General features: G+C 72.1%; 22 protein-coding genes and 1 pseudogene. 12 read left to right on the top strand and 11 right to left on the bottom strand.

Going from position 1 to position 25,349, the window contains the following annotated elements; all coding sequences use genetic code 11:
* The first annotated feature begins 26 nt into the window (after positions 1 to 26).
* The 10 genes from ACH4ZX_RS00700 to ACH4ZX_RS00655 all read left to right on the top strand — a co-directional run bounded on the left by ACH4ZX_RS00700 (position 27) and on the right by ACH4ZX_RS00655 (position 10,873).
* Positions 27 to 1,232 (top strand): glycoside hydrolase family 3 N-terminal domain-containing protein, encoded by a 1,206-nt coding sequence (locus ACH4ZX_RS00700; protein ID WP_398265274.1) that lies wholly within the window; start codon positions 27 to 29, stop codon positions 1,230 to 1,232.
* A gap of 184 nt (positions 1,233 to 1,416) precedes the next feature.
* Entirely contained in the window at positions 1,417 to 2,499 is a 1,083-nt protein-coding gene (locus tag ACH4ZX_RS00695) for a Gfo/Idh/MocA family protein (RefSeq protein WP_398265271.1), read from the top strand.
* The gene (locus ACH4ZX_RS00690) at positions 2,493 to 3,404 is read left to right on the top strand and encodes a redoxin domain-containing protein (protein WP_398265268.1); all 912 of its coding nucleotides are present in this window, start codon (positions 2,493 to 2,495) and stop codon (positions 3,402 to 3,404) included. The genes ACH4ZX_RS00695 and ACH4ZX_RS00690 overlap by 7 nt, the downstream gene beginning before the upstream one ends.
* 28 nt (positions 3,405 to 3,432) lie before the next feature.
* Positions 3,433 to 4,992: a GMC oxidoreductase gene (locus ACH4ZX_RS00685; protein ID WP_398265265.1), complete on the top strand. Its 1,560-nt coding sequence runs from the start codon at positions 3,433 to 3,435 to the stop codon at positions 4,990 to 4,992.
* Positions 4,993 to 5,096: 104 nt separating this feature from the next.
* The gene (locus tag ACH4ZX_RS00680) at positions 5,097 to 6,638 is read left to right on the top strand and encodes a GMC oxidoreductase (protein WP_398265262.1); all 1,542 of its coding nucleotides are present in this window, start codon (positions 5,097 to 5,099) and stop codon (positions 6,636 to 6,638) included.
* A 2-nt stretch (positions 6,639 to 6,640) separates the two neighbouring features.
* Complete coding sequence (locus tag ACH4ZX_RS00675; protein ID WP_398266638.1) at positions 6,641 to 7,033, top strand: DUF6379 domain-containing protein; 393 nt, start codon at positions 6,641 to 6,643, stop codon at positions 7,031 to 7,033.
* On the top strand, positions 7,030 to 7,935 hold the full coding sequence (locus ACH4ZX_RS00670) for a sugar phosphate isomerase/epimerase family protein (protein WP_398265259.1): 906 nt from the start codon (positions 7,030 to 7,032) through the stop codon (positions 7,933 to 7,935). The genes ACH4ZX_RS00675 and ACH4ZX_RS00670 overlap by 4 nt, the downstream gene beginning before the upstream one ends.
* The gene (locus ACH4ZX_RS00665) at positions 7,935 to 8,945 is read left to right on the top strand and encodes a sugar phosphate isomerase/epimerase family protein (protein ID WP_398265256.1); all 1,011 of its coding nucleotides are present in this window, start codon (positions 7,935 to 7,937) and stop codon (positions 8,943 to 8,945) included. The genes ACH4ZX_RS00670 and ACH4ZX_RS00665 overlap by 1 nt, the downstream gene beginning before the upstream one ends.
* Positions 8,946 to 8,954: 9 nt before the next feature.
* Positions 8,955 to 9,905, top strand: coding sequence for a sugar phosphate isomerase/epimerase family protein (locus ACH4ZX_RS00660; RefSeq protein ID WP_398265253.1), 951 nt, complete (start codon positions 8,955 to 8,957; stop codon positions 9,903 to 9,905).
* Positions 9,902 to 10,873, top strand: a complete 972-nt coding sequence (locus tag ACH4ZX_RS00655) for a sugar phosphate isomerase/epimerase family protein (protein WP_398265250.1) — start codon at positions 9,902 to 9,904, stop codon at positions 10,871 to 10,873. The genes ACH4ZX_RS00660 and ACH4ZX_RS00655 overlap by 4 nt, the downstream gene beginning before the upstream one ends.
* Before the next feature lie 428 nt (positions 10,874 to 11,301).
* Here ACH4ZX_RS00655 and ACH4ZX_RS00650 read toward each other — a convergent pair.
* The 8 genes and pseudogenes from ACH4ZX_RS00650 to ACH4ZX_RS00615 form a co-directional block, all read right to left on the bottom strand.
* Positions 11,302 to 11,928 (bottom strand): annotated as a pseudogene (locus tag ACH4ZX_RS00650) (TIM barrel protein); the annotation flags it as partial.
* Between the two features lie 2 nt (positions 11,929 to 11,930).
* On the bottom strand, positions 11,931 to 12,956 hold the full coding sequence (locus ACH4ZX_RS00645; RefSeq protein WP_398265247.1) for a sugar phosphate isomerase/epimerase family protein: 1,026 nt from the start codon (positions 12,954 to 12,956) through the stop codon (positions 11,931 to 11,933).
* 9 nt (positions 12,957 to 12,965) lie between these two features.
* Positions 12,966 to 13,364 (bottom strand): DUF6379 domain-containing protein, encoded by a 399-nt coding sequence (locus ACH4ZX_RS00640; RefSeq protein ID WP_398265244.1) that lies wholly within the window; start codon positions 13,362 to 13,364, stop codon positions 12,966 to 12,968.
* A complete protein-coding gene (locus tag ACH4ZX_RS00635) occupies positions 13,365 to 14,459 on the bottom strand; it encodes a sugar phosphate isomerase/epimerase family protein (RefSeq protein ID WP_398265241.1) in 1,095 nt (364 codons plus the stop codon).
* The gene (locus ACH4ZX_RS00630) at positions 14,456 to 14,842 is read right to left on the bottom strand and encodes a DUF6379 domain-containing protein (RefSeq protein ID WP_398265238.1); all 387 of its coding nucleotides are present in this window, start codon (positions 14,840 to 14,842) and stop codon (positions 14,456 to 14,458) included. Before ACH4ZX_RS00630 ends, ACH4ZX_RS00635 begins: the two co-directional genes overlap by 4 nt.
* Before the next feature lie 11 nt (positions 14,843 to 14,853).
* The gene (locus tag ACH4ZX_RS00625) at positions 14,854 to 15,696 is read right to left on the bottom strand and encodes a carbohydrate ABC transporter permease (protein ID WP_398265235.1); all 843 of its coding nucleotides are present in this window, start codon (positions 15,694 to 15,696) and stop codon (positions 14,854 to 14,856) included.
* 14 nt (positions 15,697 to 15,710) lie between these two features.
* Positions 15,711 to 16,637: a carbohydrate ABC transporter permease gene (locus tag ACH4ZX_RS00620; RefSeq protein ID WP_398265232.1), complete on the bottom strand. Its 927-nt coding sequence runs from the start codon at positions 16,635 to 16,637 to the stop codon at positions 15,711 to 15,713.
* A gap of 76 nt (positions 16,638 to 16,713) precedes the next feature.
* Entirely contained in the window at positions 16,714 to 17,970 is a 1,257-nt protein-coding gene (locus tag ACH4ZX_RS00615) for an ABC transporter substrate-binding protein (RefSeq protein ID WP_398265229.1), read from the bottom strand.
* Positions 17,971 to 18,376: 406 nt separating this feature from the next.
* Between ACH4ZX_RS00615 and ACH4ZX_RS00610 the strand changes: the two genes are divergently transcribed.
* Both ACH4ZX_RS00610 and ACH4ZX_RS00605 read left to right on the top strand, forming a co-directional pair.
* Entirely contained in the window at positions 18,377 to 19,630 is a 1,254-nt protein-coding gene (locus ACH4ZX_RS00610) for an ROK family transcriptional regulator (protein ID WP_398265226.1), read from the top strand.
* Positions 19,631 to 19,707: 77 nt separating this feature from the next.
* Positions 19,708 to 20,652 (top strand): LysR family transcriptional regulator, encoded by a 945-nt coding sequence (locus ACH4ZX_RS00605; RefSeq protein WP_398265223.1) that lies wholly within the window; start codon positions 19,708 to 19,710, stop codon positions 20,650 to 20,652.
* Here ACH4ZX_RS00605 and ACH4ZX_RS00600 read toward each other — a convergent pair.
* The 3 genes from ACH4ZX_RS00600 to ACH4ZX_RS00590 are packed head-to-tail and all read right to left on the bottom strand — an operon-like array spanning position 20,639 to position 25,340.
* Positions 20,639 to 23,380, bottom strand: a complete 2,742-nt coding sequence (locus tag ACH4ZX_RS00600) for a multicopper oxidase domain-containing protein (protein ID WP_398265220.1) — start codon at positions 23,378 to 23,380, stop codon at positions 20,639 to 20,641. The two genes, ACH4ZX_RS00605 and ACH4ZX_RS00600, sit on opposite strands and share 14 nt — an antisense overlap.
* Entirely contained in the window at positions 23,377 to 24,510 is a 1,134-nt protein-coding gene (locus tag ACH4ZX_RS00595; RefSeq protein WP_398265217.1) for a hypothetical protein, read from the bottom strand. The genes ACH4ZX_RS00600 and ACH4ZX_RS00595 overlap by 4 nt, the downstream gene beginning before the upstream one ends.
* Entirely contained in the window at positions 24,507 to 25,340 is an 834-nt protein-coding gene (locus ACH4ZX_RS00590; RefSeq protein ID WP_398265214.1) for a helix-turn-helix transcriptional regulator, read from the bottom strand. The genes ACH4ZX_RS00595 and ACH4ZX_RS00590 overlap by 4 nt, the downstream gene beginning before the upstream one ends.
* Positions 25,341 to 25,349: the final 9 nt, after the last annotated feature.

Here is a 25,349-nt window from a genome sequence, read left to right as displayed (position 1 = left end):
GTCCTCGCGAGACAGGAGCGCCCTTCATGAGTCGTCTTCGCCTCCCCGGAGCGGGCCGTTCGGCGGCCCTGCGTGCGGGGGTCCCGCTCGTGAGCATGATGCTGGCCGCGACCGTCTGCGGCGTACCCGGCGCCCGGGCGCAGGCCCTGCACCCGGCGGCCGATCCCGCCGTCGCCGCGGCCTCCTGCGCCGACAGCGTGTACAACGACATGACCCAGGCGCAGCGCATGGGCCAGTTGTTCATGGGCGGGGTGTCCGCGAGCAGCCCCAGCGCCACCGACCTGCGTACGCTCCGTGACCAGCACGTGGGCTCGGTCATGCTGACCGGGCGCAGCAGCGCCGGCGTCACGGCCACGCGCAACGTGGTGGACGGCATCCGCGGCCAGGCGGACACGGTCTCCGGCAAGCGGGTGGGTCTCCTGGTCGCCACCGACCAGGAGGGCGGCCAGGTGCAGGTGCTGAGCGGTCCCGGATTCTCCACCATGCCGGACGCGCTGACCCAGGGCGGCTGGTCGACCTCCACGCTGCGCAGCCGGGCCGCGGGCTGGGCGGGCCAGCTGAAGTCGGCCGGGGTGGACCTCAATCTCGCGCCTGTCGCGGACGTGGTGCCGGCCAGTCTCGGCACGCGCAACCAACCCATCGGGCGCTACTACCGCGAGTACGGCCACACACCCGATGTCGTCGCCTCGCACAGCAAGGCGTTCGCGGTCGGGTCCAAGCAGGCCGGCGTGATGACCACGCTCAAGCACTTCCCCGGACTGGGCCGGGTCATCGGCAACACCGACACCACCGCGAACGTCGTCGACTCGGTGACGACCACCACCAGTTCCTACCTCACGCCGTTCAAGTCCGGGATCCAGGCCGGCTCGCCGCTCGTGATGATCTCCCTGGCCACCTACACCAAGATCGACCCGAATCACATCGCGGCGTTCTCCCCCACCGTCGTCCGCAAGCTGCTGCGCACCCAGCTCGGCTTCAAGGGCGTCGTCATCTCGGACGACCTCGGGCAGGCCGTCGCCGTCCGGTCCTACACGCCGGCCCAGCGCGCGACCGGCTTCCTCGCGGCGGGCGGCGACCTGGTCCTCACCGTGAAGCCGTCCACCGTTCCCGCGATGGCCCAGGCGGTCAGCTCCCGCATGCAGACCGACGCCGCGTTCCGCTCCGGCGTCGCCGACAGCGTGCACCGCGTCCTCGCCGCGAAGGCTGCCGCCGGGCTGCTGAACTGCGGCTGAGCAGCCCGCACAGCGCTCACACCACCTTCCTTCCGCCGACAGCGGACGGAAGTCGACGTCATCACTCCCACCTATGTACAACATCAGCTTTCTTAGGCATGAGCCGCGTTGATTTCCTCCGATTTTCTACAGAAGTATGAGCCTGCGTGGCTGGAAGCCACGGCTACTCCTGTGGAGGTCTCTGGTGGTCGATCGCGTCCGTGCCGGCATCGTCGGTGTCGGATTCATGGGTAAGGTGCACGCACGTGCCATCCGTCGGACGGGCGGTGTCGTCGTGCGCGCCGTCGGTTCCGGGCCGGAATCCTCCCGAAGAGCCGCCGAAGATCTGCGTCCGGAGATCGTCGCGGGAACCGTCGAGGAACTCCTGGCCGACGACGGCATCGACGTGGTGCACATCTGCACACCGAACGCCACGCACGCCCCGCTGGCCCGGGCGGCCATCGCCGCCGGCAAGCACGTCGTGTGCGAGAAGCCGCTGGCCGTGAATCCGGCCGAGGCGGAGGAACTCGTGGTTCTCGCCGCCGAGGCCGGTGTCACGGCGACCGTGCCGTTCGTCTACCGCTTCTACCCCACGGTCCGGGAGGCCCGCGCCCGGGTCGCGGCGGGTGCCACCGGGCCGGTGCGTCTGCTGCACGGTTCGTACCTCCAGGACTGGCTCGCCGCCGACACCGACGACAACTGGCGGGTGGACGCCGCCGCCGGCGGCCCGTCCCGTGCCTTCGCGGACATCGGCGTGCACTGGTGCGACATGGTGGAGTTCGTGAGCGGGCACCGCATCGTCCGGGTCGCCGCGCAGACGATGACCGCCGTGCCCGAACGCGGCGGCCGCGGCGTCGAGACCGAGGACGCCGCCGTCGTGATGTTCGAGACCGACCTGGGGGCGGTCGGCAACGTCACCGTCAGCCAGATCTCGCAGGGCCGCAAGAACCGCCTGTGGTTCTCGGTGGACGGCGCGACGGAGAGCCTGACGTTCGACCAGGAGAACCCCGACACGCTGTGGATCGGCGGCCGGGACGTCAACCGGCAGCTCATGCGCGGCAGCAGCGAATCACCGGCGGCCGCCCGGTACGTCACCGTCCCCGCCGGGCATCCGCAGGGCTACCAGGACTGCTTCGACGCGTTCGTCGCCGACACCTACGCCGCCCTGTCCGGCGCCGCGCCCGACGGCCTGCCCACCTTCGCCGACGGACTGCGTGCCGCCCACGTGACCTCCGCCGTGCTGGAGGCCGCCGAGAAGCACACCTGGGTCGAGGTCACCCCGTGCTGAACGAAGGGCTGAACGGGCGGCTGAACGAGCGGCTGACCGTCGGCGACGCCGCGCCGCTGTTCGAGCTTCCGGACAGCGAAGGGGTCCTGGTGCGGCTGACGCCGCGGGACTCGGCGGCGACCGTGGTGGTCTTCACCGCGAACGGCTGCCCCTTCGCCCTCGCCTGGCACGACCGCGTGCAGCAGGTCGCGCGCGACTACGCGGCACGGGGCGTCACGGTGCTCCAGGTGGTGAGCAACGACGAGACCGGCCACCCGCAGGACTCCGCGGTCGCGATGCGGGCGCGGGTCGCCGCCGGGGAGCTCGCCGGTCCCTTCCTGCGCGACGCCGAGCAGTCGGCCGCCCGGGCGTTCGGGGCGACGGCGACTCCCGAGGTCTTCGTGCTCGACCCCGCGGGCGTGGTCCGCTACCACGGCGCTCCCGACGGCGACCACGACGACCCGGCCCAGAACGCCCGGTGGCTGCGCGACGCGCTCGACGACGTCCTGGCGGGCCGCGAGGTGGCCCGGCCGCTGACCTCTCCGGCGGGCTGTTCCGTCAAATGGCGCGTGGAGCTGCTGTGGTGGGAGGGCTGCCCGACGCACGCGCGCGCCGCCGGCCTGCTCCGCGAGACGCTCGCCGAGCTCGGCCGGGGCGAGGTCCATGTCGCCGAACGCCAGGTGACCTCCCCCGAGGAGGCGGCGCGGCTGGGGTTCCCGGGCTCGCCGACGTTCCAGGTCGGCCGCCGGGACCTCTTCCCGTCCGGCGCCCCGCCCGCCCTCACCTGCCGTGTGTACCGGCGCGCCGACGGACGGCCCGCGCCGCTGCCCGAGGCCGCCGACCTGGCGCAGCGGCTCCGTGACGCGCTCGCCCGCCCGTGGGACCTGCCGCACTGGGTCGACCCGCGCAAGCCGCGACGACCGTAGAACCGGAACGAACGCCGAGGAGGCGTGCATGACCACCCATCCGAGCGTCCTGATCATCGGCAGCGGGCCGACAGGCGCCACCTACGCGCGGCTGCTGCTGGAGCAGGTCCCCGGCGTCTCCGTCCTCATGGTCGACGCCGGTCCCGTGGTGACCTCGCCGCCGGGGATGAACGTGAAGAACCTCCCGTCGGCCGAGGAGCAGACGACCGCGCGGCTCGCGTCGCAGGGCCGGGCCGGCGCGGACGGCGTGTCCGGCATCCCGGCCGGGGTCGTCGTCGAGGGAACGATCACCGCCCGCCAGGGCACGCACCTCATCGGCCGTGCCGCCGAGGGCTCGCCGGGCATGCCCGCGGCGGCCGTCGCCACCTGCGTGGGCGGTCAGGGCGCGCACTGGACCTGCGCCACACCCCGGCCGCGGGGCGGTGAACGCATCCCGTTCATCGACGAGGCCGAGTGGGAGGAGCACGTCACAGCCGCCGAAGAGCTGCTGCACGTCACCAAGGCCGCCTTCGGCGACTCACCGCAGGCCGCGGCGATCCTGGACCGGGTCGGCGAGACGTTCGCCCCGGACGGGATCGAGGTCGGCCCGCTGCCGGTGGCGGCCGACCCCCGCCCGGACGGCACCCTGCGCTGGGGCGGCCCCGACGTCGTCCTCGCGCCCCTCTTCGACGACCCCCGCTTCACGCTGCGGGCGGACACGCTGTGCGTGCGCCTGGTCCGTGACGGCGACCGTGTGGTCGGAGCCGTACTCCGCGATCTGCTCAGCGGCGCGGAGGAGCAGGTCGGCGCCGACGCGGTCGTGGTGGCGGCCGACGCGATCCGCAGCCCCCGGCTGCTGTGGGCGTCGGGGGTCCGGCCGCCGGCCCTCGGCCGCTATCTGACCGAACATCCGCTGATCTTCGGTGTGGTGGCGCTCCGCGACGGCGTGCTGCCACCCTCCGAGGAGGCCGCCACGCCGACGGACCCGATCCGCGGCGTGGTCTCGGTCCGGTACGACGAGGAGCGGCACCCGTACCACGCGCAGATCATGTACTCGCCCGTCTGCCCGGTGCCGCTGCCGGAGGACAGCCCCTATCGCGACAACCCCGCGGGCTACGTGGGCATGGGCTGGGGCGTGCGCAAGTGGCCGCGGCCCGAGGACCGGCTCCTGTTCGACGACGAGCGGTCCGACGAGGACGGCCTGCCGAGCGTCCGCATCGCCTACGAGCTCACCGAGCGGGAACACGCGGAGCTCGACCGGGCCCGCGTCCAGCAGGCGCGCGCCGCGGCCGCGCTGGGCGAGTTCGTGCCGGGTACGCCCGTGCTGATGCCGTCCGGCAGTTCGCTGCACTACATGGGCACGGTGCGGATGGGTCCGGCGGACGACGGCACGTCCGTGTGCGACCCCTGGTCGCGGGTGTGGGGCGTGCCGGGTCTGGTGCTCGCCGGCAACGGCCTCATCCCGACGGCGAACGCCTGCAATCCGACGCTCACCAGCGTCGCCCTGGCGGTGCGCGGCGCCGGAGCGCTCGCGGCCGAACTCGCGACCGCACTCGGCACCGCGCTCGGCACCGCGCTCGGGGCCGACGAGGCCGCGGAGATCAACTGACGACAGGCACCGGCGCGGCGGCACACGCCACCGGGCGGTCCTCCCGGCCGGCCGGTCACGTGTCCCGCACGCCGTCGACGAATGCCGTCGATGAATGGAGTGGAATGTCCAGAGTCTTCCCGGACGCCGTCGACGTGGCGATCGTCGGCAGCGGCCCCACGGGCGCGGCGTACGCCCGCATCCTGAGCGAGACGGCGCCACACGCCGTGGTCGCCCTCTTCGAGGCGGGTCCCGTGCTCACCGACCCGCCCGGCCTGCACGTGAAGAACATCGCCGACCCCGCGGCGCGGCTCACCGCCCAGCGCCGCTCCGAGGGGGCGAACCCGCACACCCAGGACGCCTCCGGCAGCTACCCCAACCCCGACCGCCGGGTGGTCCGCGCCGGTACGCACCTGCTGCCCGACGGCTACCGGCAGCCCGGCGAGGACGGCCTGCCCGCGCTGGCCATGTCGACCAACGTCGGCGGCATGGGCGCGCACTGGACCGCCGCCTGCCCGCGGCCCGGCGACGCCGAGCGCATCTCCTTCCTGCCGGACCTGGACGCCCTGCTCGACGACGCGGAGCGGATCCTCGGCGTCGACCGCCACCCGTTCGACGACGCCCCCTTCGCCGATGAGGTGCGCACCCGGCTGAGCGCCGAGTTCGACGCCGGCCGGAAGGAGGAACGGCGGATCCGGCCAATGCCGCTCGCCGTCCGCCGCCGCGCCGACGGGGCCCTCGCCTGGAGCGGGTCCGACGTCGTCTTCGGCGACGTGACCAGGAACAACCCGAACTTCCGGCTGTTCGCCGACGCTCAGGTGCGCCGCGTGCTCGTCGAGGACGGCCGGGCCGTCGGCGTGCTCGTACGGGACCGGACCGACGGCGGCGAGCACGAGGTGCGCGCCCGTCACGTCGTCGTCGCGGCCGACGCGCTGCGCACTCCGCAGGTGCTGTACGCCTCCGGGGTACGCCCGCCCGCCCTGGGCCGCTACCTCAACGACCAGCCGCAGACGATCTTCGCCGTGCGGCTGCGCGACGTCGACGCCGCGCGGGCCTCCCGGCCCGACGGCGGCGCGATCGCGGAGGAGTCGGGCGTCTCGTGGGTGCCGTACACCGACGACGAGCCCTTCCACGGTCAGGTCATGCAGCTCGACGCCTCGCCCATTCCGCTGGTCGGCGAGGACGAGCCCGCGCCGGGCACGATCGTGGGACTCGGCTGGTTCTGCGGCAAGGATTTGCAGGCGTCGGACCGCGTCGAGTTCGACGACACCGAGACCGACGACTACGGCATGCCGAAGCCGCGCATCCACTACACGCTCACCCCGCGCGACCAGGAGACCCTGGTCCGGGCCCGCGAGTCCGTCCTGCGCGCGGCACGGGCGCTCGGCGACTTCATCGGCGACGAACCCCTGACCCTCTCGCCCGGCGCGTCACTGCACTACCAGGGCACGACCCGGATGGGCCCCGCCGACGACGGCACCTCCGTGTGCGGCCCCAACAGCGAGGTGTGGGGGGTGTCCGGCCTGTACGTGGCCGGAAACAACGTCATCCCGACCCCGATCGCCTGCAACCCGACCCTCACGTCGGTGGCCCTGGCGATCGGCGGGGCCCGCGACATCGCCGCCCGGCTGAACGCCGGGACGGCGGCGACCACAGAAAGGCGGTGACCATGCTGGAGGTCCCGATGATCCAGACCCGGGGGTTCCGCAACCGTCCGGCCGGCGACGGCTTCGAGGTGCGGCTGCGCAACCCGTACTACCGGGGGCTGTGGACCAGCCTGATCGAAGGAGCCGCCGTCACCGTGGACGGTGAGCGCTTCGCGCCGGAGGACATCGGCTGGAGCATCGGCGGTGTCACCTGCTCAGCCGCCGAGCTGAGCTCCTCCGACACCGCCCGGTGGCCCGTCGACGTCCCCGCGGTCCTCGTGGTGCCGCGTCCGGAGCCGCTGTCGACCGGCTTCCACACCGTGGCCGCGGAACTGCGGCTGCGCATGTCGTACATCCCCGAAGAACTCCAGCCGACGGTCTGGACCGAGGAGCGCGGACTGGTGATCACGCGATGACGGAACCCCTGCTGCGGTACGGCGTCTCGCTGTACAGCTACACGAGCGAGTACGGCGTGACCATGACCCTCGACGACTGCGTCGAGGACGTCGCCGACCTCGGCGCGACCGGCCTGGAGATCCTCGGCGAGGCCCACGTCCAGGACTATCCGAACCCGCCCTCCGCCTGGCTCGACGCCTGGTTCGCCCGGCTCGACCGGCTCGGGCTCACGCCCACGTGCTACGGCTCGTGGGTGGACACCCGGCGTTTCAAGGGCCGCACCCTGACCGTGGACGAGGCCACCGAGCAGTTGGAGACCGACATCCGGCTGGCGGCGACGCTCGGTTTCCGGTTCGTCCGGCCCAAGCTGGGCGTCGTCACCTCGGACCTGGAACCGGACCCGGTGTGGGAGCCCGCGACCGAGCGGGTGCTGGACCTGGCGGCGGAGAAGGACATCGTGCTCTGCCCGGAGATCCACTGGCCGTCGGTCATCAAGTCGAAGGTGGTCGACGACTACCTCGCCTTCATCGAGCGCACCGGCACCGAACACTTCGGGCTGCTGATGGACACGGGCGTGTTCCACAAGCGGATGCACCACCGCCGTGGCGGCACCGCGAGCCGGCTGGGCGACGGAAGCGCCCAGCCGCCCGAGGTGCCGGTCGTGCCGGTCTCCGACCTGGAGGACGTCCTGGACCACGTGGTCCACGTACAGGCGAAGTTCTACGAGATCGACGACGACCTCCAGGACCACTACATCCCCTGGGCGGAGATCCTGGAGATCCTCGTGCGCCGCGGCTGGTCCGGCTACCTGTCCAGCGAATACGAGGGCGACTACGGCGTCGGACGCACCTCCGACCAGCTCCGGCGCCAGCACGCCCTCATCCGGCGTCTCCTCTCGGACCTCTCGGACAAGGACCAGTGATGTCGCGCCCGATCACCCTGTTCACCGGCCAGTGGGCCGACCTGCCGTTCGAGGAGGTGGCCCGGATCGCCGCCTCCTGGGGGTACGACGGCCTGGAGATCGCCTGCTGGGGCGACCACCTCGACCCGAACCGCGGCGCCGTGGACGACGCCTACCTCGACGAGAAGCGCGCCGTGCTCGACAGGTACGGACTGAAGGTCTACGCGATCTCCAACCACCTCAAGGGGCAGGCCGTCTGCGACGACCCGATCGACCAGCGGCACCGGGCCATGCTCCCGGACTCCGTCTGGGGCGACGGCGACCCCGAGGGCGTGCGGCAGCGGGCGGCCGAGGAGATGAAGAACACCGCCCGCACCGCCGCCCGCCTCGGGGTGGACACGGTCGTCGGCTTCACCGGCTCGGCGATCTGGAAGTACGTGGCGATGTTCCCGCCCGTCCCCCAGGAGCTGATCGACGCCGGCTACCAGGACTTCGCCGACCGCTGGAACCCGATCCTCGACGTCTTCGACGAGGTCGGCGTGCGTTTCGCGCACGAGGTCCACCCGTCGGAGATCGCCTACGACTACTGGACGACGAAGCGGACGCTGGAGGCCGTCGGCCACCGCCCCGCGTTCGGCCTGAACTGGGACCCCAGCCACATGATGTGGCAGGACCTGGACCCGGTCGCCTTCATCCTGGACTTCGCCGACCGGATCTACCACGTCGACTGCAAGGACGTGAAGCTCAACACCGGCGGCGGCCGCAACGGCCGCCTCGGCTCCCACCTGGCCTGGGCCGACCTGCGCCGCGGCTGGGACTTCGTCTCCACCGGCCACGGCGACGTGCCGTGGGAGCAGTGCTTCCGCGCCCTGAACAGCATCGGCTACGCCGGCCCGGTCTCCGTCGAGTGGGAGGACGCCGGCATGGACCGCCTCGTCGGCGCCCCCGACGCGCTGCGCTTCGTCCGCGGCAAGCTGTTCGCCGCCCCCGAGGCCGCGTTCGACGCCGCCTTCGCACAGAAGAGGGACTGACAGAGAACCATGACCTGGGAACGCTGGTCCTACATGGACCACTGGGTGACCGAGACGCCGCAGGGGCCGCAGCCCCCGTCGTTCAACCGCGCCCACATGGACCGCTATGTGAAGCAGTTGTCGGCCCTCGGATTCCGCGGGTTCGACACCTTCTTCTTCTACCTGCCGATGCTCGCGGGGATGTACGGCTCGGTGAAGAAGTTCGAGGAATTCCTCCAGGACAACGGCTTCGACAAGATCACCGGGATCTTCTCGGCCTACCCGTACGCGACGAAGTACACGGCCCCGCACGTGCCCGAGACGCACGACCGGATCTTCGCCGACTGCGAGGCGACCGTACGGGCCGTGGAGGGCCTGTCGGTGGAGAACTTCATCGTCATGCCGACGACGACGTACTTCCAGGTCGAGCCGGTCACCGACGACAAGATCAAGATCATGGCCGACCTGTGGAACCGGGTCGGGCGGATGACCCTCGAGCACGGGATGAAGACCACCTGCCACTTCGAGTTCTGGGGGGCGATCCGCACCCGCCCGCAGCTCGACCTGTTCTTCGAGTACACCGACCCGGAGTACGTGTACTTCTTCTGCGACACCGCCCAGCACACGATCGCCGGCGTCGACCCCCTGCAGATGTTCCGCGACTACCGCGACCGCTGCACCGGGTTCCACTTCAAGGACACCCACACCGTGGACACCGAGGAGGCGTACCGGACGCCGCCCGACCCGGAGCTGATGGCCCCGGACGTGACGCGCTGGTTCTACGAGATGGGCACCGAGGGCGGTCTCGTCGACTTCCCGGCGCTGATGCGGGAGATCGTGGCCTCCGGGTACGACGGCTGGCTGACGGTCGAGCACGACAAGGCCGAGCTGGGCGGCAACACCTACGCCGAGGCCACCTGCGTCGCCAAGTGGTACATCGACAACGTGCTCGCCGAGGCACAGGCGGAGGTGCGGGGATGAGGGACACGCTGCGCTGGGCCTACGCCCTGAACCAGTGGAACCACCGCATGGACGTCTTCGTCCGGCACGAGGACCAGCGCCGGGCGCTGAAGACGCTGTCCGTGCTCGGCTTCGACCACGTGGAGCTGGCCGCGGGCTCCGGCCGGTGGGACAACCTCGGGCGGCCCGAGATCATCGAGCTCAACCACGGCGGCCCCGCCGGATTCCTCGACTTCCTGCGCGGCTGCTCGGTGCACGGCGTGACCGGCATGTACTGGGATCCCGGGCAGCCGGTCGAGGAGGAGGGCTGGGCGTTCCGCTCCACCAGGAACCCCGCCGACCATGCCGCGATCGTCGAGTCGGCACGGCCGTTCGTCGACTTCCTGGCCGCCGTCGGCGCCGAGCAGCTCGTCGTGCGCCCCGTCGGACCGGCGTGGATGCAGCCCCCGCTCGCTTACGACGACATCGCGGTCATCGGGGACGTCTGGAACGAGGTCGGCAAGGTGGCCGCCGCCGCGGGCGTCGGGCTGGCCCTGCACTACGACTGCCTGAGCGCCGTGCACACGGCCGACGAGCTGGGACGGCTGCTCGACGCGACCGACCCGGAGCTGGTCGGCCTCGCGCTCGACACCGCCGAGCTGACCATCGGCGGCGTCGACCCGGTGGCGTTCTACGAGGAGCGGCACGCACGGGTCACCCACGTGCACCTCAAGGACACCCGCTACACCGACCTCGGCGACGAGTACCGCATGCCGGGCGCCGAGACCACGATGCTGCGCGGCGGCGGCGGGCGCCGGATCGAGCGCTGGTTCTTCGAACTCGGCACCGAGGGCGGCCTCGTCGACGTCAAGGCGTTCGTCGCGGCGCTGCGCCGACGGGAGTACCCGGGCTGGGTCGTGGTCGAGAGCGACCACGGCGGCAACCCGGCCGAACTCGCCATGCTCAACAGCTGGTACCTCCAGCACGAGCTGAACGTCGCCCGCGTCTGACGGCAGCGACACGCGGAAGCCGCCGGCGGTGAACCATCCTGGTTCGCCGCCGGCGGCTTCCGCGTTGCCGCGACGGATGTCCGGTCGAGGACCGCACCGGCCGGACGACTCCTCTTCGCCGCCGGCGGCCTCCCTGCCGCCGACGGCGCCGGCGGAGCCCGCTGCGCCGCCTCGCACCACCTCGCCGACCGCGAGCAGCCGGGGCGCCGCACGCCGCTGCCGGCCGGAAGGGCTCCGGCCCCCGTCCCGGTCCGGATGTCCCGCGGCGAGCTGTCCCCCGCCCGAGAGCGCTGGTGCGGGACAGGCAAGAGGCCGGGCACGCCGCGGCTGTCAGGGACCACGCGTGCCCGGCCGGTCCTTCGCGGGCCGTGCTGTTCCCGCCGGCTCCGCAGCGGGTGGCGCGGGACGTGCGCACAGGTGCCCGGCTCGCCGCGTCCGGGGGCGTCGGCTATCTGCACGTAGTCGACGAGGCCGGCCGCGTTCGCCAGCTCCGCCGCGGGGTCCTCCCCCTCGGTGATCGAGTGGTAGAGGTCGTAGAGGAGGCCGAAGGAGTCGGAGCCGACCTCGCGCGCGACCAGGACGGCGTCGGCCGTGCGGTCCAGCAGCGCGCCCGGGTGGTCGAAGCGCGTGTTGACCGGTTCGAGCACGAGCTTCACGCCCGAGCCGCGCGTCCGCTCGACGGCCTCGGTGAACACCTCGACGAGCCGGGCCAGGTTCTGGGGGCGCTTCGCGCCGGGGAAGCCGATGCCCGAGCCGAGGACGACGCGCGGGCAGCCGAGCAGCCCGGCGTTCTCGACGGCCCGGTCCAGGCCGGTGAAGAAGGGCCCGAGGTCGGTTCCCGGCAGCGTGAAGTTGGTCCGCGGCTCGGCGAGGAGGGAGGTCAGGCCGACCCCGGTCTCCTTGAGGACGGCGGCGAGCGAGGCCACGTCCTTGTCGGAGGTGCCCCACATCTCCACCGCGTCGAAGCCGGCGGCGGCTGCGGCCCGCACCCGGTCGGCGGCGTCCGGGCCCGCCTCGGTGAAGAGGAGTTCGATGTTGGGTGCCAGCTGGTACATGATCAGGCTCGGTTTTCGGTGAGGACGTTGGCGACGGAGCGGCGGATGAGGTCGTGCTGCTTGCGCACGAGATCGACGGGGTCGGCCTCGTCCAGGTCGGCGAAGGCGTGGCCCTCCCACTCGCTGGAGAAGAAGCCCGTGTAGCCGCCGGCCACGAACTCGCGGACGATGGCCGGGTAGTCGATGGCGGGCTCGTCGCCGGCCTCGTCGATGTCGTAGAACTTGGCGTGGACGTGCACGATCTGCGGCATGATGTCGGACCACTCGCGCGGGTCGACGTGTCCGTGCATGTTGAACGCGAGCCGGGCGAACGAGCCGAGGCTCTCCGGCGCGATGCCGCGCGAGTGCAGGTAATCGACGAACTCGGCGTGCCGTTCGTCGATGCCGGAGTCCTTGGCCCAGATCTCCTGAAGCCGCGTCAGGTCCTCCGGGGCGAGGCCCTTCTTCGTGAGCGCGCGCAGCAGCGTCGGGGACATCGAGTGCATCGTCGAGCTGAAGTCGGCGACGAAGCCCAGGCGCGGCGAGCCGATCTCGTCGTACAGCTCGCGGATCCGCATGACCTGCGGCGAGTTGGGGCCGAGCGGGGCGTGGATCTCCCAGCCGAGCGTCAGGTCGAGTTCCTCGGCCAGCGGCATCAGCCGGCGGATGAGCTCCGGCTTGGCGCTCTGGATGCGCACCAGCGGGAAGCCCAGCGCCCGCGCGCTGCGGAACTGGGCGGCCGTGAACTCGTACTCCTCGTCGAGCGTCATGTCGCGGTCGCGGCGGCGGCCCATGTCGAGGTTGGCGCCGAACGAGCTGGGGGTGAACCCGTGCCGGTCGAAGGCGTCGTGCCATTCGCGGACGAACTCATCGGTGACGTGCGGGTAGGTGCGGATCGTCTGCGAGGCGACGATCTCGATGCCGGGCCCGATGCCGGCTTCGGCGACCACGTCGAGCAGGCCGCGCAGGTCGTAGCGGCCCGCGGCCCACTCACTGGTCAGCGAGTAGAGCGTGAGGCCGAGCTTGATGGGGGAGGTGAGGGTGGTCATCGGGGCCTCTCAGCGCGCGGTCAGCGTACGGCGGTTGGTCGCGTGGTTGGTCACGTACTTCTCGGGGGCGATCTGCATGTACAGCAGCCGCAGCTCGACGGCCACCTCGACCTCGACCTCGCTTCCCTCGCCCGGCGGCTCGTCGCGCGGGACCACGACCTGGAGACGGTCCTGGATGAACCAGAGCGTGTCCCACTGGTCCGGCAGCTCGTCCACCCGGTAGGTCCGCCCGCCCAGTTCGACCCGGAGTTCGTCGCGGGGGACGCGCTCGCCGTCCAGCGTCACGTCGATGGAGCTGACGCTGGACAGCCACAGGCTGCGGTACCAGGGGACCTTCAGGGCGACGGCCAGGCCGTCGGGGCGCCGGGTCAGGCTGTCGTCGGTCAGGACGGTGTCATCGGTGGACATCTAGTTGTTCCTCTCTGCCGGCCGGCCCACCAGGGCGCGGGCCTCGGCCGGATCGACGATCACGCGCGAGCCGGCCGCTTCGGCGCTCGCCCGGACCAGGGCCTGCTCACCGGCGACGACGTCGAAGGGGTCGTCCCAGTCGTTCCAGTGGAAGCCCTCCCACTCGCTGGAGATCGCCCCCAAGTAGCCGCTCCTGACCCAGAGGTCCACCAACTCCCGCACGGGCACGGAGGGTTCGTCGCCGTCGGCGTCGATCTCGTAGAACTTGCCGTGGGTGTGGACGGTCCAGGGCAGCACGTCGGCCCAGTCGGAGGCGGGGGCGTGGCCGAACAGTCCGGTGATGTTGACGGCCATCTCGATGGCCCGTCCGCCGGCACCGTGGCGGTGCGCCAGCTCCATGACCTGCCGGAACCAGCGCCCGTGCTGGGGCTCGGTCATCGGCGGGCCCTCGGCGTGGTGCTCGCGCCACAGCCGTTCGAGCCCCTGCACCAGGTCCTCGGGGTATCCGGCCGCGCGGTACTTGCGCAGCAGCGTGGACGGCACCGCCCGCAGCGACGCGCCCCAGTCGGGCACGAAGCCGAGCAGCGGGGAGCCGAGCTTCTCGTAGCGTTCCAGCAGCGCCTGGATGCGGGGGTGGCGGGGGTGCTGGTGGGAGTGGATCTCCAGGCCGAGCCGCACGCCGTACTGTTCGGCCACCGGGAGCAGCCGCTCCATGTCGTCGGGGGTGAGCGAGATCTGCACGCGCACGACGGGGAAGCCCAGCTCGCGGGCGACGGCGATCTGGGGGCGCATGTAGTCGACGAGTTCGTCGTCGGTGAGCATCCGGTCGCGGCGCAGCCCCGAGTCCGCGTTCGCGCTGAGGCAGGTCGGCACCAGGCCCGTCTCGTCGGTCAGGGACCGGAAGCGGTCCACGAACGCCGGGTCGACGTCCGGGAAGCCCTTGATGCTCTGGAAGCCGACCAGTTCCAGGCCCGGCCCGAGGCCGCGCCGGGCGACCTCCCGGACCAGTTCCTCGAAGGAGTGGCGGCGCCCGTGGAAGGCGCGGGTGAAGCTGTACAGGGTGACGCCCTGGACGGGCGTGCCGAGAGTGTTCATGCCTCCGCCATCGTCTTGGTGTCGCTCTCCTCGATCCTGAGGACGCCGAGGTCGGTCGTGATGTAGGGGATGTAGAGGCTCAGCGTCACGCTCACCTCGTGCTCGTCCCGGTCCGCGAGGGCCGGCAGCGCACCCTCGATCTCCGCGGAGTCGAGGACGTACCACCACAGGTCGTGGCGGGCGGGCAGTTCGTCGAGCCGGTGGGTGCGGCCGTCCACGGTCCAGGTGATCGACTCCTGCGGGACCTCGGCCCCGTCCACGGTCCAGCCGACGCCGGCGACCGACGACAGGGGCAGTGCCCGGTACCAGGGCATGCGGACGGAGACGCGCACCCGGTCGCCGCGGAACGTCAGGGTTCCGGGTTCGATGATCTGTTCGGACATCATGCGGGGGGTCAGCCTTTCAGTCCGCCTGCGTAGCCCTGGATGAACTTCTTCTGCATGAAGAAGTAGAAGACGAGAATGGGGATCATGGAGATGATCACGACCGCGAAGATCAGGTTCCACTGCGAGACCAGCGAGCCGACGTAGTTGTACATGACCACCGGCAGCGTCTGGTATCCCGAGCCGTTCAGGAAGATCAGCGCGGTGAAGAAGTCGTTCCACACGATGAGCCCCGCCAGGATGGCGACGGTGCCCGTCGCCGGGGCGAGCAGCGGGAACACCACCTGCACGAAGACCCTGGTCCGGGACGCCCCGTCGACCGTCGCGGCCTCCTCGTAGTCGCGCGGCAGCCGCCTGACGAACCCGCTGTAGAGGAAGACGGCGAGCGGGATCAGCATCCCCGTGTAGATCACGACCATCCCGAACGGCGTGCCCACCAGCCCGAGGTTGCGGGCCTCGACGTACAGCGGCACCACACCGAGCTGGGTCGGCAGCAGAATCGCGATCGTGAAGAGGTAGAAGGTGTAGGTGCTCCAGCGGCTGGTGCTGCGCGCGAAGACGTACGCCGCCGGCGCGCCGATCACGATGAGGGCGACGATGGTCCCCGCCGTGATGAGGACGCTGCTGAACAGCCCCTGGAAGATGCTCGACGAGGCGTCGCCGGACGGCGACAGCAGTGTGGTGAAGTTCTCGAAGGTCGGGCTCGTCGGGAAGGACAGCGCCGACGTGCCGAGCACCTGGCTCTGGGTCTTCAGCGAGGTGGAGATCAGGAAGTAGAAGGGCATCAGCATCGCGAGCGTCGCCAGGAGCGTGGCGATCTCGAGGACCAGCGTCTTCTTCGTATAGCGGAACACGGCTCGAGTCCTGTCTAGAGACGGTCGCGGGTGAGGAACTGCTGGACGGCGGTGAAGATGAGGATGAGGACGCTCAGCATCAGGGCCAGGGCCGCGCCGAAACCGAAGTTGCCGAAGACGAACGTGTGCTGGTACACCTCCGTCGCCAGGGTCTGCGTGGCCCCCGACGGGCCGCCACCGGTCAGCGCGAGCACCTGGTCGAAGATCCGCAGGCCCTGGATGAGCGACAGCGTCGTCGCGATGGCGACGGACGGCTGGATGATCGGCAGCGTCACCGACCGGAACCGCCGCAGCGGACCCGCCCCGTCCAGGGCGGCGGCCTCCTCCAGTTCCTCGGGCACACCCGCCAGGCCGGCCAGGTAGATCACCATCGTGAAGCCGATGCTCTGCCAGACCATGACGATGAGGACGGCCGCGAGCGCGAGCTTCGGCTCGGCCAGCCAGTCCTGCCGCCGGCTCTTCAGTCCGACCGCCTGCAGCGTGTCGTTCAGCGGGCCGTCGTAGGCGAAGATGAACTTCCAGATGTACGAGACCGCGACCGGCGCGATCACCACGGGCATGAAAAGCAGGGTCCGCAGGACGAACCGGCTCTTCAGGCCGCGGTTGAGGGCCAGTGCGAACAGCAGCCCCACCACGTTGCTGAAGAACAGGAAGCCGAACGCCAGGAGCAGCGTGTTGACGAGCGCTCCGGTGAGTTCCTCGGTCTGGAAGATCTTGGAGAAGTTCTTCAGGCCGACGAAATGGAAGGAACCGATTCCCGACCAGTCGGTGAAGGCGTAGAAGGCTCCGCTCGCGGTCGTCGCGTAGATGAAGGCCAGCATGAGCAGCATGGCCGGCAGCGCCCACCACCAGTAGCCGAAGCCCATGTGGAACGGGCGTGGTTCAGCCGCCGTGGTCTTCACCTTCACGGCCGCGGCGGCGCGGCTCTCCGTCGTCGTCATTCTGCCGTTCCTCGTCCTGTTCACGGTCCGGCCGGTACGCGGGACGGGCCTGACCCGTCCCGCGCAGCGGTCAGCTTCAGCTGGTCCAGGCGGCGTCGGCCGCCTTGAGCACGTCACCGACCGACTTCTGGCCGGTGAGCAGGCCGGTGACGCCGCTGCCGAGGGCGTCGTAGATCTGGCCGTTCGGCCAGGCGTCGATTCCGTACGGGCGGTACTGCTTGTTCTTGAGCATGTCCGCGATCGGCTGGTACTGCGGCAGCAGGTCGGACGGCGAGATGCTCTTCCCGACCGGGATGCTGCCCTGCGCGTCGGCGAACTTCTTCGCCTCGGCCGGGGAGACGGCGAACTCGATGAAGCTCTGGACGAGCTTCGGGCTCTTCGTCCTGGCGTTCCCCGCCAGACCGATGTTCGCGGTCAGCGCCGGGTAGGTCTTCGTGCCCTTGGGTGCCGGGAACGGCAGGGCGGTCAGCTTCACCGCGCCGTGGGCCGCGTCCATGATGTCCTTGGTCGCTCCGCTCGGCGCGAAGAAGCCGAAGAGCTTGCCCTGGCTGGCGCCGTTGGTGAGGGCGTCGAAGCCGGCCCCGGCCGCGCCGTCCTGGAAGCAGCCGGCCTTCTTCAGGTCGACGACCGCCTGCAGGGCCTGGCGCCAGCCCTCGGTCTTCGCGAACGAGGTCTTGCCCGCGGCGCGGTCCTCGTTCCAGTTCGGGTTCGGGCCGTACACCGTGGACGAGGCGATCGCCATCGTCAGCAGGCCGGTGTTCTGCGATATGGAACCCGCCAGGCCGAAGACCGACTTGCCCGCCTTCTTGGCCTTGGCGCACTGCGACAGCACGTCCTGGAGGGTGGAGGCGGGCGTGATGGTGACGCCGCTCTTCTCGGCCAGGTCGTTGTTGTAGACGATTCCGCTGACGGCCAGGGAGACCGGGACCCCCAGGAACTTCCCGTCGGCCGAGTAGAGCTCCTCCGTCCCCTCGGGCAGGACGCTCTTCAGACTGGAGTCGAGCTCCAGCAGGAGGCCGGCCTTGCCGAGCTGGCCCACCGAGCCGGCCTGTCCGGTACCGGCGTTCACGTACATGACATCCGGGCCGTTCCCGGCCTGCATCTGCGTCGTCAGGGTCTGGTTGTAGGTGTTCAGCGCGATCCGGTTGGTCTTGATGTGGACCCCGGGGTGCGCGGCCATGTAGTCCTTGGCGAGGGTCTCGAACGCCTTCTCCCCTGTGTTGGCGCTCGCGTAGGACAGCGTGATGGTCTTGGGCTCCTCGCCGTTGGCCGAGGTGCCGCCCCCGCTTCCGCAGGCGGTCAGAAGGAGTCCGGCGGCCAGAGGCAGCGCCACGGCCGTGGCGCTGCGGCGGCGCCGGGCGATCGAGAACGTCGTGGGGAGCCTTTCGACGTGGCCAGGGGGCGACCGGAGGAGCGGGTGCCCGCCGGGTTCACTGACTGTGTGTCGCGAGTGTTACAGAGCTTCCGCCGCTCATCAACAAAAGTTTGCTGATAGTGGTCATAGGATCGGTCTATCCGCATCGCAGGCGGTGCCCGGTTCGCTGCCCGCCGGGAACCCTTGGGAGACGGCCGGGAGACCCTCCACGGCGCCGCTTCCCGGGGAGCCGGGACCCACCGGAGCCCGTTCCCTCGGCTTCCTCCGCTCGGCCATGCGGTTGATCCGGAACAGGTGGTACTTTTGCCGGGCAACGGAAAAATGAAGCCCGCGCCGGACAGGACGGGTCGATGAAGGAGGGGACGTGCCCTCTGGGCGAATCGACAGCCTCGCCGCCGTCCTGGCGGCGATCCGCGGCAGTGACGGCATGACGCAGCCCCTGCTCACCCAGCAGGTCGGCCTCGGCCGCAGTGTCATCGCGGCACGCATCGCGGAGCTGGAGTCGGCGGGACTCGTGACCCGCGCGGGAGTGGGGCCCTCCAGCGGCGGCCGCGCTCCCCGCCTGCTCCGCCTGCGCACCGAAGCGGGCCTGGTCATCGGCGTGGCCATCGGCGCGACCGGCATGGAGCTCGGCCTGGCCGACCTGTCGGGCCGCATCCTGGAGAGCGCGGCCGAGCCCATCGACATCGCCGACGGCCCCGAGGTGGTCCTCACCCGGGTCGAGGAAGTCGTCGACGGGATGCTGGCCAGGGCCGGCGAGGGTCAGCCCGTCTGGGGCGTCGGCATCGGCGTCCCGGGCCCCGTCGAGTTCAGCACCGGACTCCCGGTGGCCCCTCCGATCATGCCGGGCTGGGACGGGTACCGGATCCGCGAGCGGTTCTCCCGCCGCTACAACGCCCCGACCTGGGTCGACAACGACGTCAACCTGCTCGCGCTCGGCGAGCTGCGCGGCAACCCCGCCGCCGACGAGACCACCGACCTGCTGTACGTGAAGATCGGCACCGGGATCGGCGCCGGGCTGGTGTCCGGCGGCCGCCTGCACCGCGGGGCCAACGGCTGCGCGGGGGACATCGGTCACGTCCTGGTCGCGGAAGCCGAGAACGTCACCTGCCGCTGCGGCAACGACGGATGCCTGGAGGCGGTCGCGGGCGGGGCGGCACTCGTCCGGGAAGGCCGCCGGCTGGCCAAGAACGGCGGCAGCCAGGCCATGCTGGAGACACTCTCGACGACGGGCACGCTCACCTCGGCGGACATCGCACGGGCCGCCGCGAACGGCGACGCCGCGGCCCGCGCCCTGCTGGCCCGCGCCGGACGCCTGGTCGGGACCACGCTCGCCACGCTCGTCAGCTTCTACAATCCGGCGCTCGTCGTCCTCGGCGGCGGAGTGGTGAGCGCCGGCGACTACGTGCTGGCCGCCATCCGCGAGACCGTCTACCGCCGCTCGCTCCCGCTGGCCACCCGGACGCTGCGCATCGAGCCGTCGTCCAGCCTGCACGCGGGCCTCGCCGGGGCCGTGCACCTGACTCTGGACGAACTGTTCGCCCCACCCCGGCTCGAGCAGTGGCTCCCGTACTCGACCCCGGTCGGACACCCGGACCTGGCCGGTACGACGGCCTGACAGACGCCGACACACGCGACATCTTGCGGGAATTGCCGGAAAGTATTCCGTATCGGCGTCACTGAGAGGCGGGAGCGGTGCGGCTCGCGAACATGAACCTCAACCTGCTGGTGTCCCTCGCCGCGCTGCTCGACCAGCGCAGTGTCACCAGGGCCGCCCAGCAGCTCGGCCTGAGCCAGCCGTCACTGTCGGCTTCCCTGTCCCAGCTCCGCAGGCATTTCGGCGACGAACTGCTCACCCGGGTGGGCAACGAATACCGTCTGACCCCCCTGGCCGAACAGCTCAGGCCCTGGGTCAGGCTCGCCCTCGACGACGCCGAGCGGGTGTTCTCCGCGCGGCTGGCCTTCGACGCGAAGGAGACCACGCGGGAGTTCAGCGTCATCCTCAGCGACTACGCCTGCGCCGTCCTCGGCAACCCCGTCGCCGAACTGCTCGGCCGGGAAGCGCCCAACGCCCGGCTGCGGCTGGTCCACTCCACCACCCAAGCCGTCGACCAGGCCGAGCAGACCCTGCTCACCGCCGACCTGATGGTGGTCCCGCACGGATTCGTCACCGACCTTCCGCACGCGAACGTGCTCACCGACACCTGGGTCGTCGTCGCCTCCGCCGACAATCCCGACGTCGGCGACACCCTCACGGTCGAACAGCTCGAAGCCCTGCCGTGGGTCGCGACCTATCACGGGCTGACGTCCTCCACCTCGGCCGCCCGGCAGATGCGCATCCTCGGGATCGAACCGCGGGTCCAGGTCGTGACGGAGAGCTTCCTGGCCGTCCCCGACCTCGTCGCCGGGACGCGCCGGATAGCGCTGCTCCAGGAGCGGCTGGTACGCCGGCTCCCGGCCGGCGCGGGCATCCGCGCGCTCCCCTGCCCCTTCGGCGTCGGCCCGCTGGTCGACGCCATGTGGTGGCACCCGGTCAACCACGGCGACGCCGAGCACGTCTTCTTCCGCGGCCTGGTGCTCCGGGCCGCCGAGCAGGTGCGCGGGGAGCCGGGTGGCCCCCCGCGCGTCACCGGGCCGTGACCCTGAAGACCCCGCGGGCTCCCCGCTCGGCGTCGCTCATGATGTGCGAGACGAACGGGTAGTCGCCCGCCTGCGGGAAGGAGAGCTCGACGAACCCTCCCGATCCCGGGGCCAGGTCGAGGATCTGCGCACCGCCGTGTCCGGGGTCGTCCGGGCGGAGCCGGTAGGCGCCCTCCTGGTAGACGGTGTCGAACTGGCCGCCGACGACGTGGAACGCGCCGGCCCGGTCGGGCGCCGCGTCCAGCACCCACACCCGGACCCGCTCGCCGACGCGAGCGGTCGGCCGGTCGCGGGTGTACTGGTTGGCGTAGCCGTTGAAGACGACGGCGTCGGGCAGCCCGGCCGACAGTTTCTCCGGGTCGGCCGTCCCGCCCTGCGCGCCGAGGTACAGCTCCGACTGGACGATCACGTACTCCCGGTCGACGTGCGGAAGGTCCGGGGGATCGATGACGACGGCCCCGTACATGCCGTTGGCGATGTGCAGCGACATGGGCATCGTGGAGCAGTGGTACATCCAGATCCCGCTGCGGGTGGCGGTGAACCGGTACGTCAGCGACCGGCCGGGCTGGATGGTGCGCATCGGCCGGTCGGGGGCCAGGGCTCCGGCGTGGAAGTCCACCGAGTGGCCGGTGGTCCCCCGGTTCACCAGCGTGATCTCGAAGGTGTCGCCGACCCGGCCGCGCAGCACGGGGCCGGGGGCGGTCCCGTCGAAGGTCCACAGCTTCTGCCTGACGCCGGGCGCCACCTCCCGTACGACGTCCCGCACGGTGAGGGTCTCGCGGTGCACCGTGTGCCCGGCACCGCCCCGGGCGGGAAGCAGCCGGGCGTCACGGCCGGTGAAGCCGGCGGGCGGTTCGGCCATGGGGTCGAACGCCTTCGCGGCGGAGTCCCGTGCCGACTCGCCGCCGGAGTCCGCCGGGCCGCCGTCCCCCCGCGCCATGGAGTGGCCGGGGGCGGACGTGGGCGCCGTACCGGTGGCTCGGACGGTGAGGACCATGCCCATCTGCCGGTGTCCCACCACGGAGCACCACCCCTCCAGGTCGTGTCCCACGGTGCCCGCGTCGAGGGTGGCCCGCTCCCCCGGCGCGATCCGTCCGGTACGGGCACCCGTGTCCAGCACCAGGTCATGCCGGTCGGTGCCCAGGTTGTGCAGCTTGATCACCAGCCGGTCGCCCCTCGGCACCTTGACGGTGTCCGGGGTGAAGCGCATTCCGCGGATGGTGACCGCCACGGTGGTGGTACGGCCGGTGGGCATCACCGTCCGCCCGTCCTCGGTGGCGGCCGCGGCGGAGCCGGCGTCGGCGGCGGAGGGCAGGGACCGTACGTCCACCGCGCCGCCGGCGGCGACGGCCAGCACCACGACGGCGACCCCGGCGGCCACCCCGCCCAGCACCCGGTGCGGCCGCCGCGGCTCAGCGGCCGGCGCGGTGCGGGCGCCGCGGACCTCGGGTGTCGTGCTCCGTCCCCGCGCACGGTGGCCCAGGACGGCCCGGACCAGCAGCGCGAGGAACGCCACCAGCACGCCCAGCAGCACCACCGAGCAGGTCACCCGCACCATGCCGGGCACCGGCAGCACGCACAGCAGCAGTGCCGCGTTGGCGGCGGTCAGCCTGGCGGCGCCGCCACGCTCCAGCTCCGCCGTGCTGGCCCGTACGGCGGCGGGCCCGCCGCCGAGCACCACCGGCACCAGGAAGCTCAGCGCGCCCAGCAGCACCTGCGCCATCCACCCGGCGGCCAGCGGGGCGGTCAGGGCCGCGGTCCGCTCCGCCGCCGCGGGCCAGGACGGCGACGTCAGCAGCGTCAGCGCCAGAGCCGCCAGCGTGCCGAGCAGCCAGGCGCTGCCCGCCGCCACCGACCAGGTGGCGAACGTGGACGGCGTCTTCCCCCGTGCCTCGCGGACCCAGGGGACGCCCGCGACGACCAGCCCGCCCGCGAAGACGGCGACACCGGCGGCGGCCGCGGGCGGCGGCAGTACGAGTACCGCGGCGACGGCCGCGCCCAGCCCGCCGAGCAGGACGGGCAGGGCCCGGCGGGCCGCCCGCTCCGCGCCGTCCGCGACGCGGGTGCGCAGCATCGTCGGCCAGAGGGTGACCAGCGTTCCGGCCACCGTGAGGCCGAGCCAGCCGAAGAGGTTGATGAGCTTGTGCGCCGTCAGCACGCGGGCGGCGAGGTCGTCGGAGAGACCGCCGCGCGCCATGATCACGCCCAGCGCGGCGCCCAGGGGCAGCAGGGCGGCGGCCGCGACGTAGTAGCGCACGGTCATGGTGAAGCGACCGGGCAGGGCCCGGCGCGCCAGGCCGGCCAGCCGGACGGCGTGCACCGTGACGGCGGCGGCGACCGCGGTGCCGCCCGCGAGCACCGCGGGCCAGGAACCGGCGGCCATGCCGGCCATCACGGCGACGGCTCCGGCGTTGAGGACCGCCAGCCGGAACGCCGCCGGGGCCCCGCGGTCGGACTCGGGCAGCCGCAGCACGGAGGCGGCGAAGTGTCCCGACCAGATCACGACGGCGTTGCTCACCGCCCCGAGCAGCAGCAGATGGACGAGCAGCCAGCGGGCCTGCGGCACGAACGGGTGCGCCAGCGCGGCGACGGCGAACAGCAGCAGCCAGACCGCGACCACGGCGTTCACCCTCAGGTGCCAGGCGGCTCGCGGCAGGCGCCCCGCGGGACGGGAGCCGTGCGGGTCCGCGGACGAGGGGCGCGGCGCGAGGGAGGGTTGCCCGGTCACCGGACCGTCTCCGAGAGTCGCGGCCGGGGGCGTCGAGGCGCGCCGGCAGTCACGGACAGGGTCGCCGCCGTGGCCACGAACAGCAGCACGGCGACGATGTTGAGAACCCCGCCCGTCCGCCAGGCCAGGGTGGAGTCGCGCAGGTCGCCGACCAGGACGCGCAGCGCCAGCGAGAGGTGCAGCAGCCAGGCGGGTACGGCGAACGCGGGGTGGTACGGCAGCGGGCGGCGCAGCACGGCGGGCAGGATCACCGGGGCGTGGGCCATGATCATCGAGATGACGAAGCCGAGGAAGACGCAGTGCACCACCGCGTCGTAGCGGCTGCCGTCGGTGATCGGGCCGTCCAGCAGCCACAGCGCGCCCGCCAGGCCAAGCCAGGCGTACCCCGCCAGCAGGCAGGCGGCCGAGAAGCGGGGCAGGCCGGTGGCGCGGAGCATGCGGCGGGCGACGTCGTGCGCGGTGAGCCAGGCGACCAGGGCGAGCAGGGCGGCGGCCAGCAGCAGGGTGCCCGGGGCGGGCCACAGCAGGGTGGCGACGGTGCCGGTCAGCACGGCGCCGGCACAGGCCAGGAAGGCCTGCTCGGTGCGGGGGGCGAGGAGGGCGACCCGGGCCAGTTCCAGCCGCTCGCCCGCGATGGTCAGCACCAGGAAGGCGGCGAGCCAGGGCAGCAGACGGGGCACGTCCAGTCCGCCCAGCCACAGCAGCGCCGCGCCGAGCCCGGCGAGCGCGCCGGCCGCCTGGGCCAGCAGGGCGGGGCCCGGCTGCCGGCGCCAGAAGCGGACGTACAGCAGGCAGAGCACCGCGGTGCCGAGGACCAGCAGCGACTTTCCGACGCGCAGGTCGGCCGGGGTGAGCAGCAGCAGGCCGCCCGTGCCCAGGAAGAGCGGGGAGAGATGTCCCCAGCGGCGCCCCAGGGCGACGGCGCGCTCCAGCGCCACCAGCGTGCCGGCGAAGCCGAGCACCATCAGCACTCCGTGCACCCGGGGCAGCCGGTCGGCGCGGACCGGGGCGGGGAGCCCGAGCAGCAGCAGTGCGGCGTCGAGACCGGCCAGCAGCGCGAGCCCGGCGGGCACCAGCAGCACCGCCCGCCCCGCGCCGGTCCGCCGGGGCGGTTCCGCGGCGGTCGTCACGGCAGCCTCCGGTCGGGCCGCTGGTGTGGCATCTGGTCCGGCTTCTGGTCCAGCCCCCGGTCCGGCCTCTGGTATCCCCGGTCCGGCCTCTGGCCCAATCCCCGGTCCGGCTCCCGCGACCCGGCGGGGACGAAACTGAGCCGGCAGGCACCGGGCTCGGCGAAGGGGCGCAGGGACACCTCGTCCGGGGCGCCGCCGAGAGCGGCGTAGCCCGCCCGGACAAGGCCGGCGTGGACGCCGCAGATCACGCCGGGGTGCTCGCGGGCGACCTCGATGAAGGGGCAGTGCGGCAGCCGCACGCGGAGCTCCCCCCGTCCGTCGCCCGCGCCCTCGGTCTCACTGTCGGTCTCGCCCTCGGCCTCGGGGGCGAAGCCGATCTCCTCGAGCAGGGCGATGATCCGTCCGCGCGCCTGTGCGGTGTCCCCGGGCGGTTCCTGATCCGCGACCAGGGCGCGGCCCCACTCCTCCCCCGCGGCGCGGGCCTCCGCCTCCGGGTCGGCACTGGACCTGGCGATCTGCCCGGCGAGCACGGCGGCCAGTCCGGCGTACTCCCGCACGGCGGACTGCTGCGGCGGCCGGGACAGGTAACGCCAGGCGGGGCGCCCACGCCCGGCGGCCGCCCCGCGCTCGCGTACCGCGAGGCCGCCGTCCACCAGCGCGTCCAGATGCTCCCGGACGGTGTTGACGTGCAGACCGCACTCCTCGGCGAGCGCGGCCGCCGTGACCGGGCGCGGCCGGCCGCGCAGGTGCTGGAGGACGGCGTGGCGCTGCCGGGAGACGGGCGGCCGGTCACCGCCCCCGGGGAATGGAGCCTTATTTTCCACGGACATGTCCGTAGT

This window comes from Streptomyces sp. NPDC020490 (assembly GCF_044335305.1).
Lineage (GTDB): Bacteria > Actinomycetota > Actinomycetes > Streptomycetales > Streptomycetaceae > Streptomyces.
The sequence above is the reverse complement of the archived record's forward strand: the minus strand, read 5'-3'. Positions and strand labels throughout refer to the sequence as shown.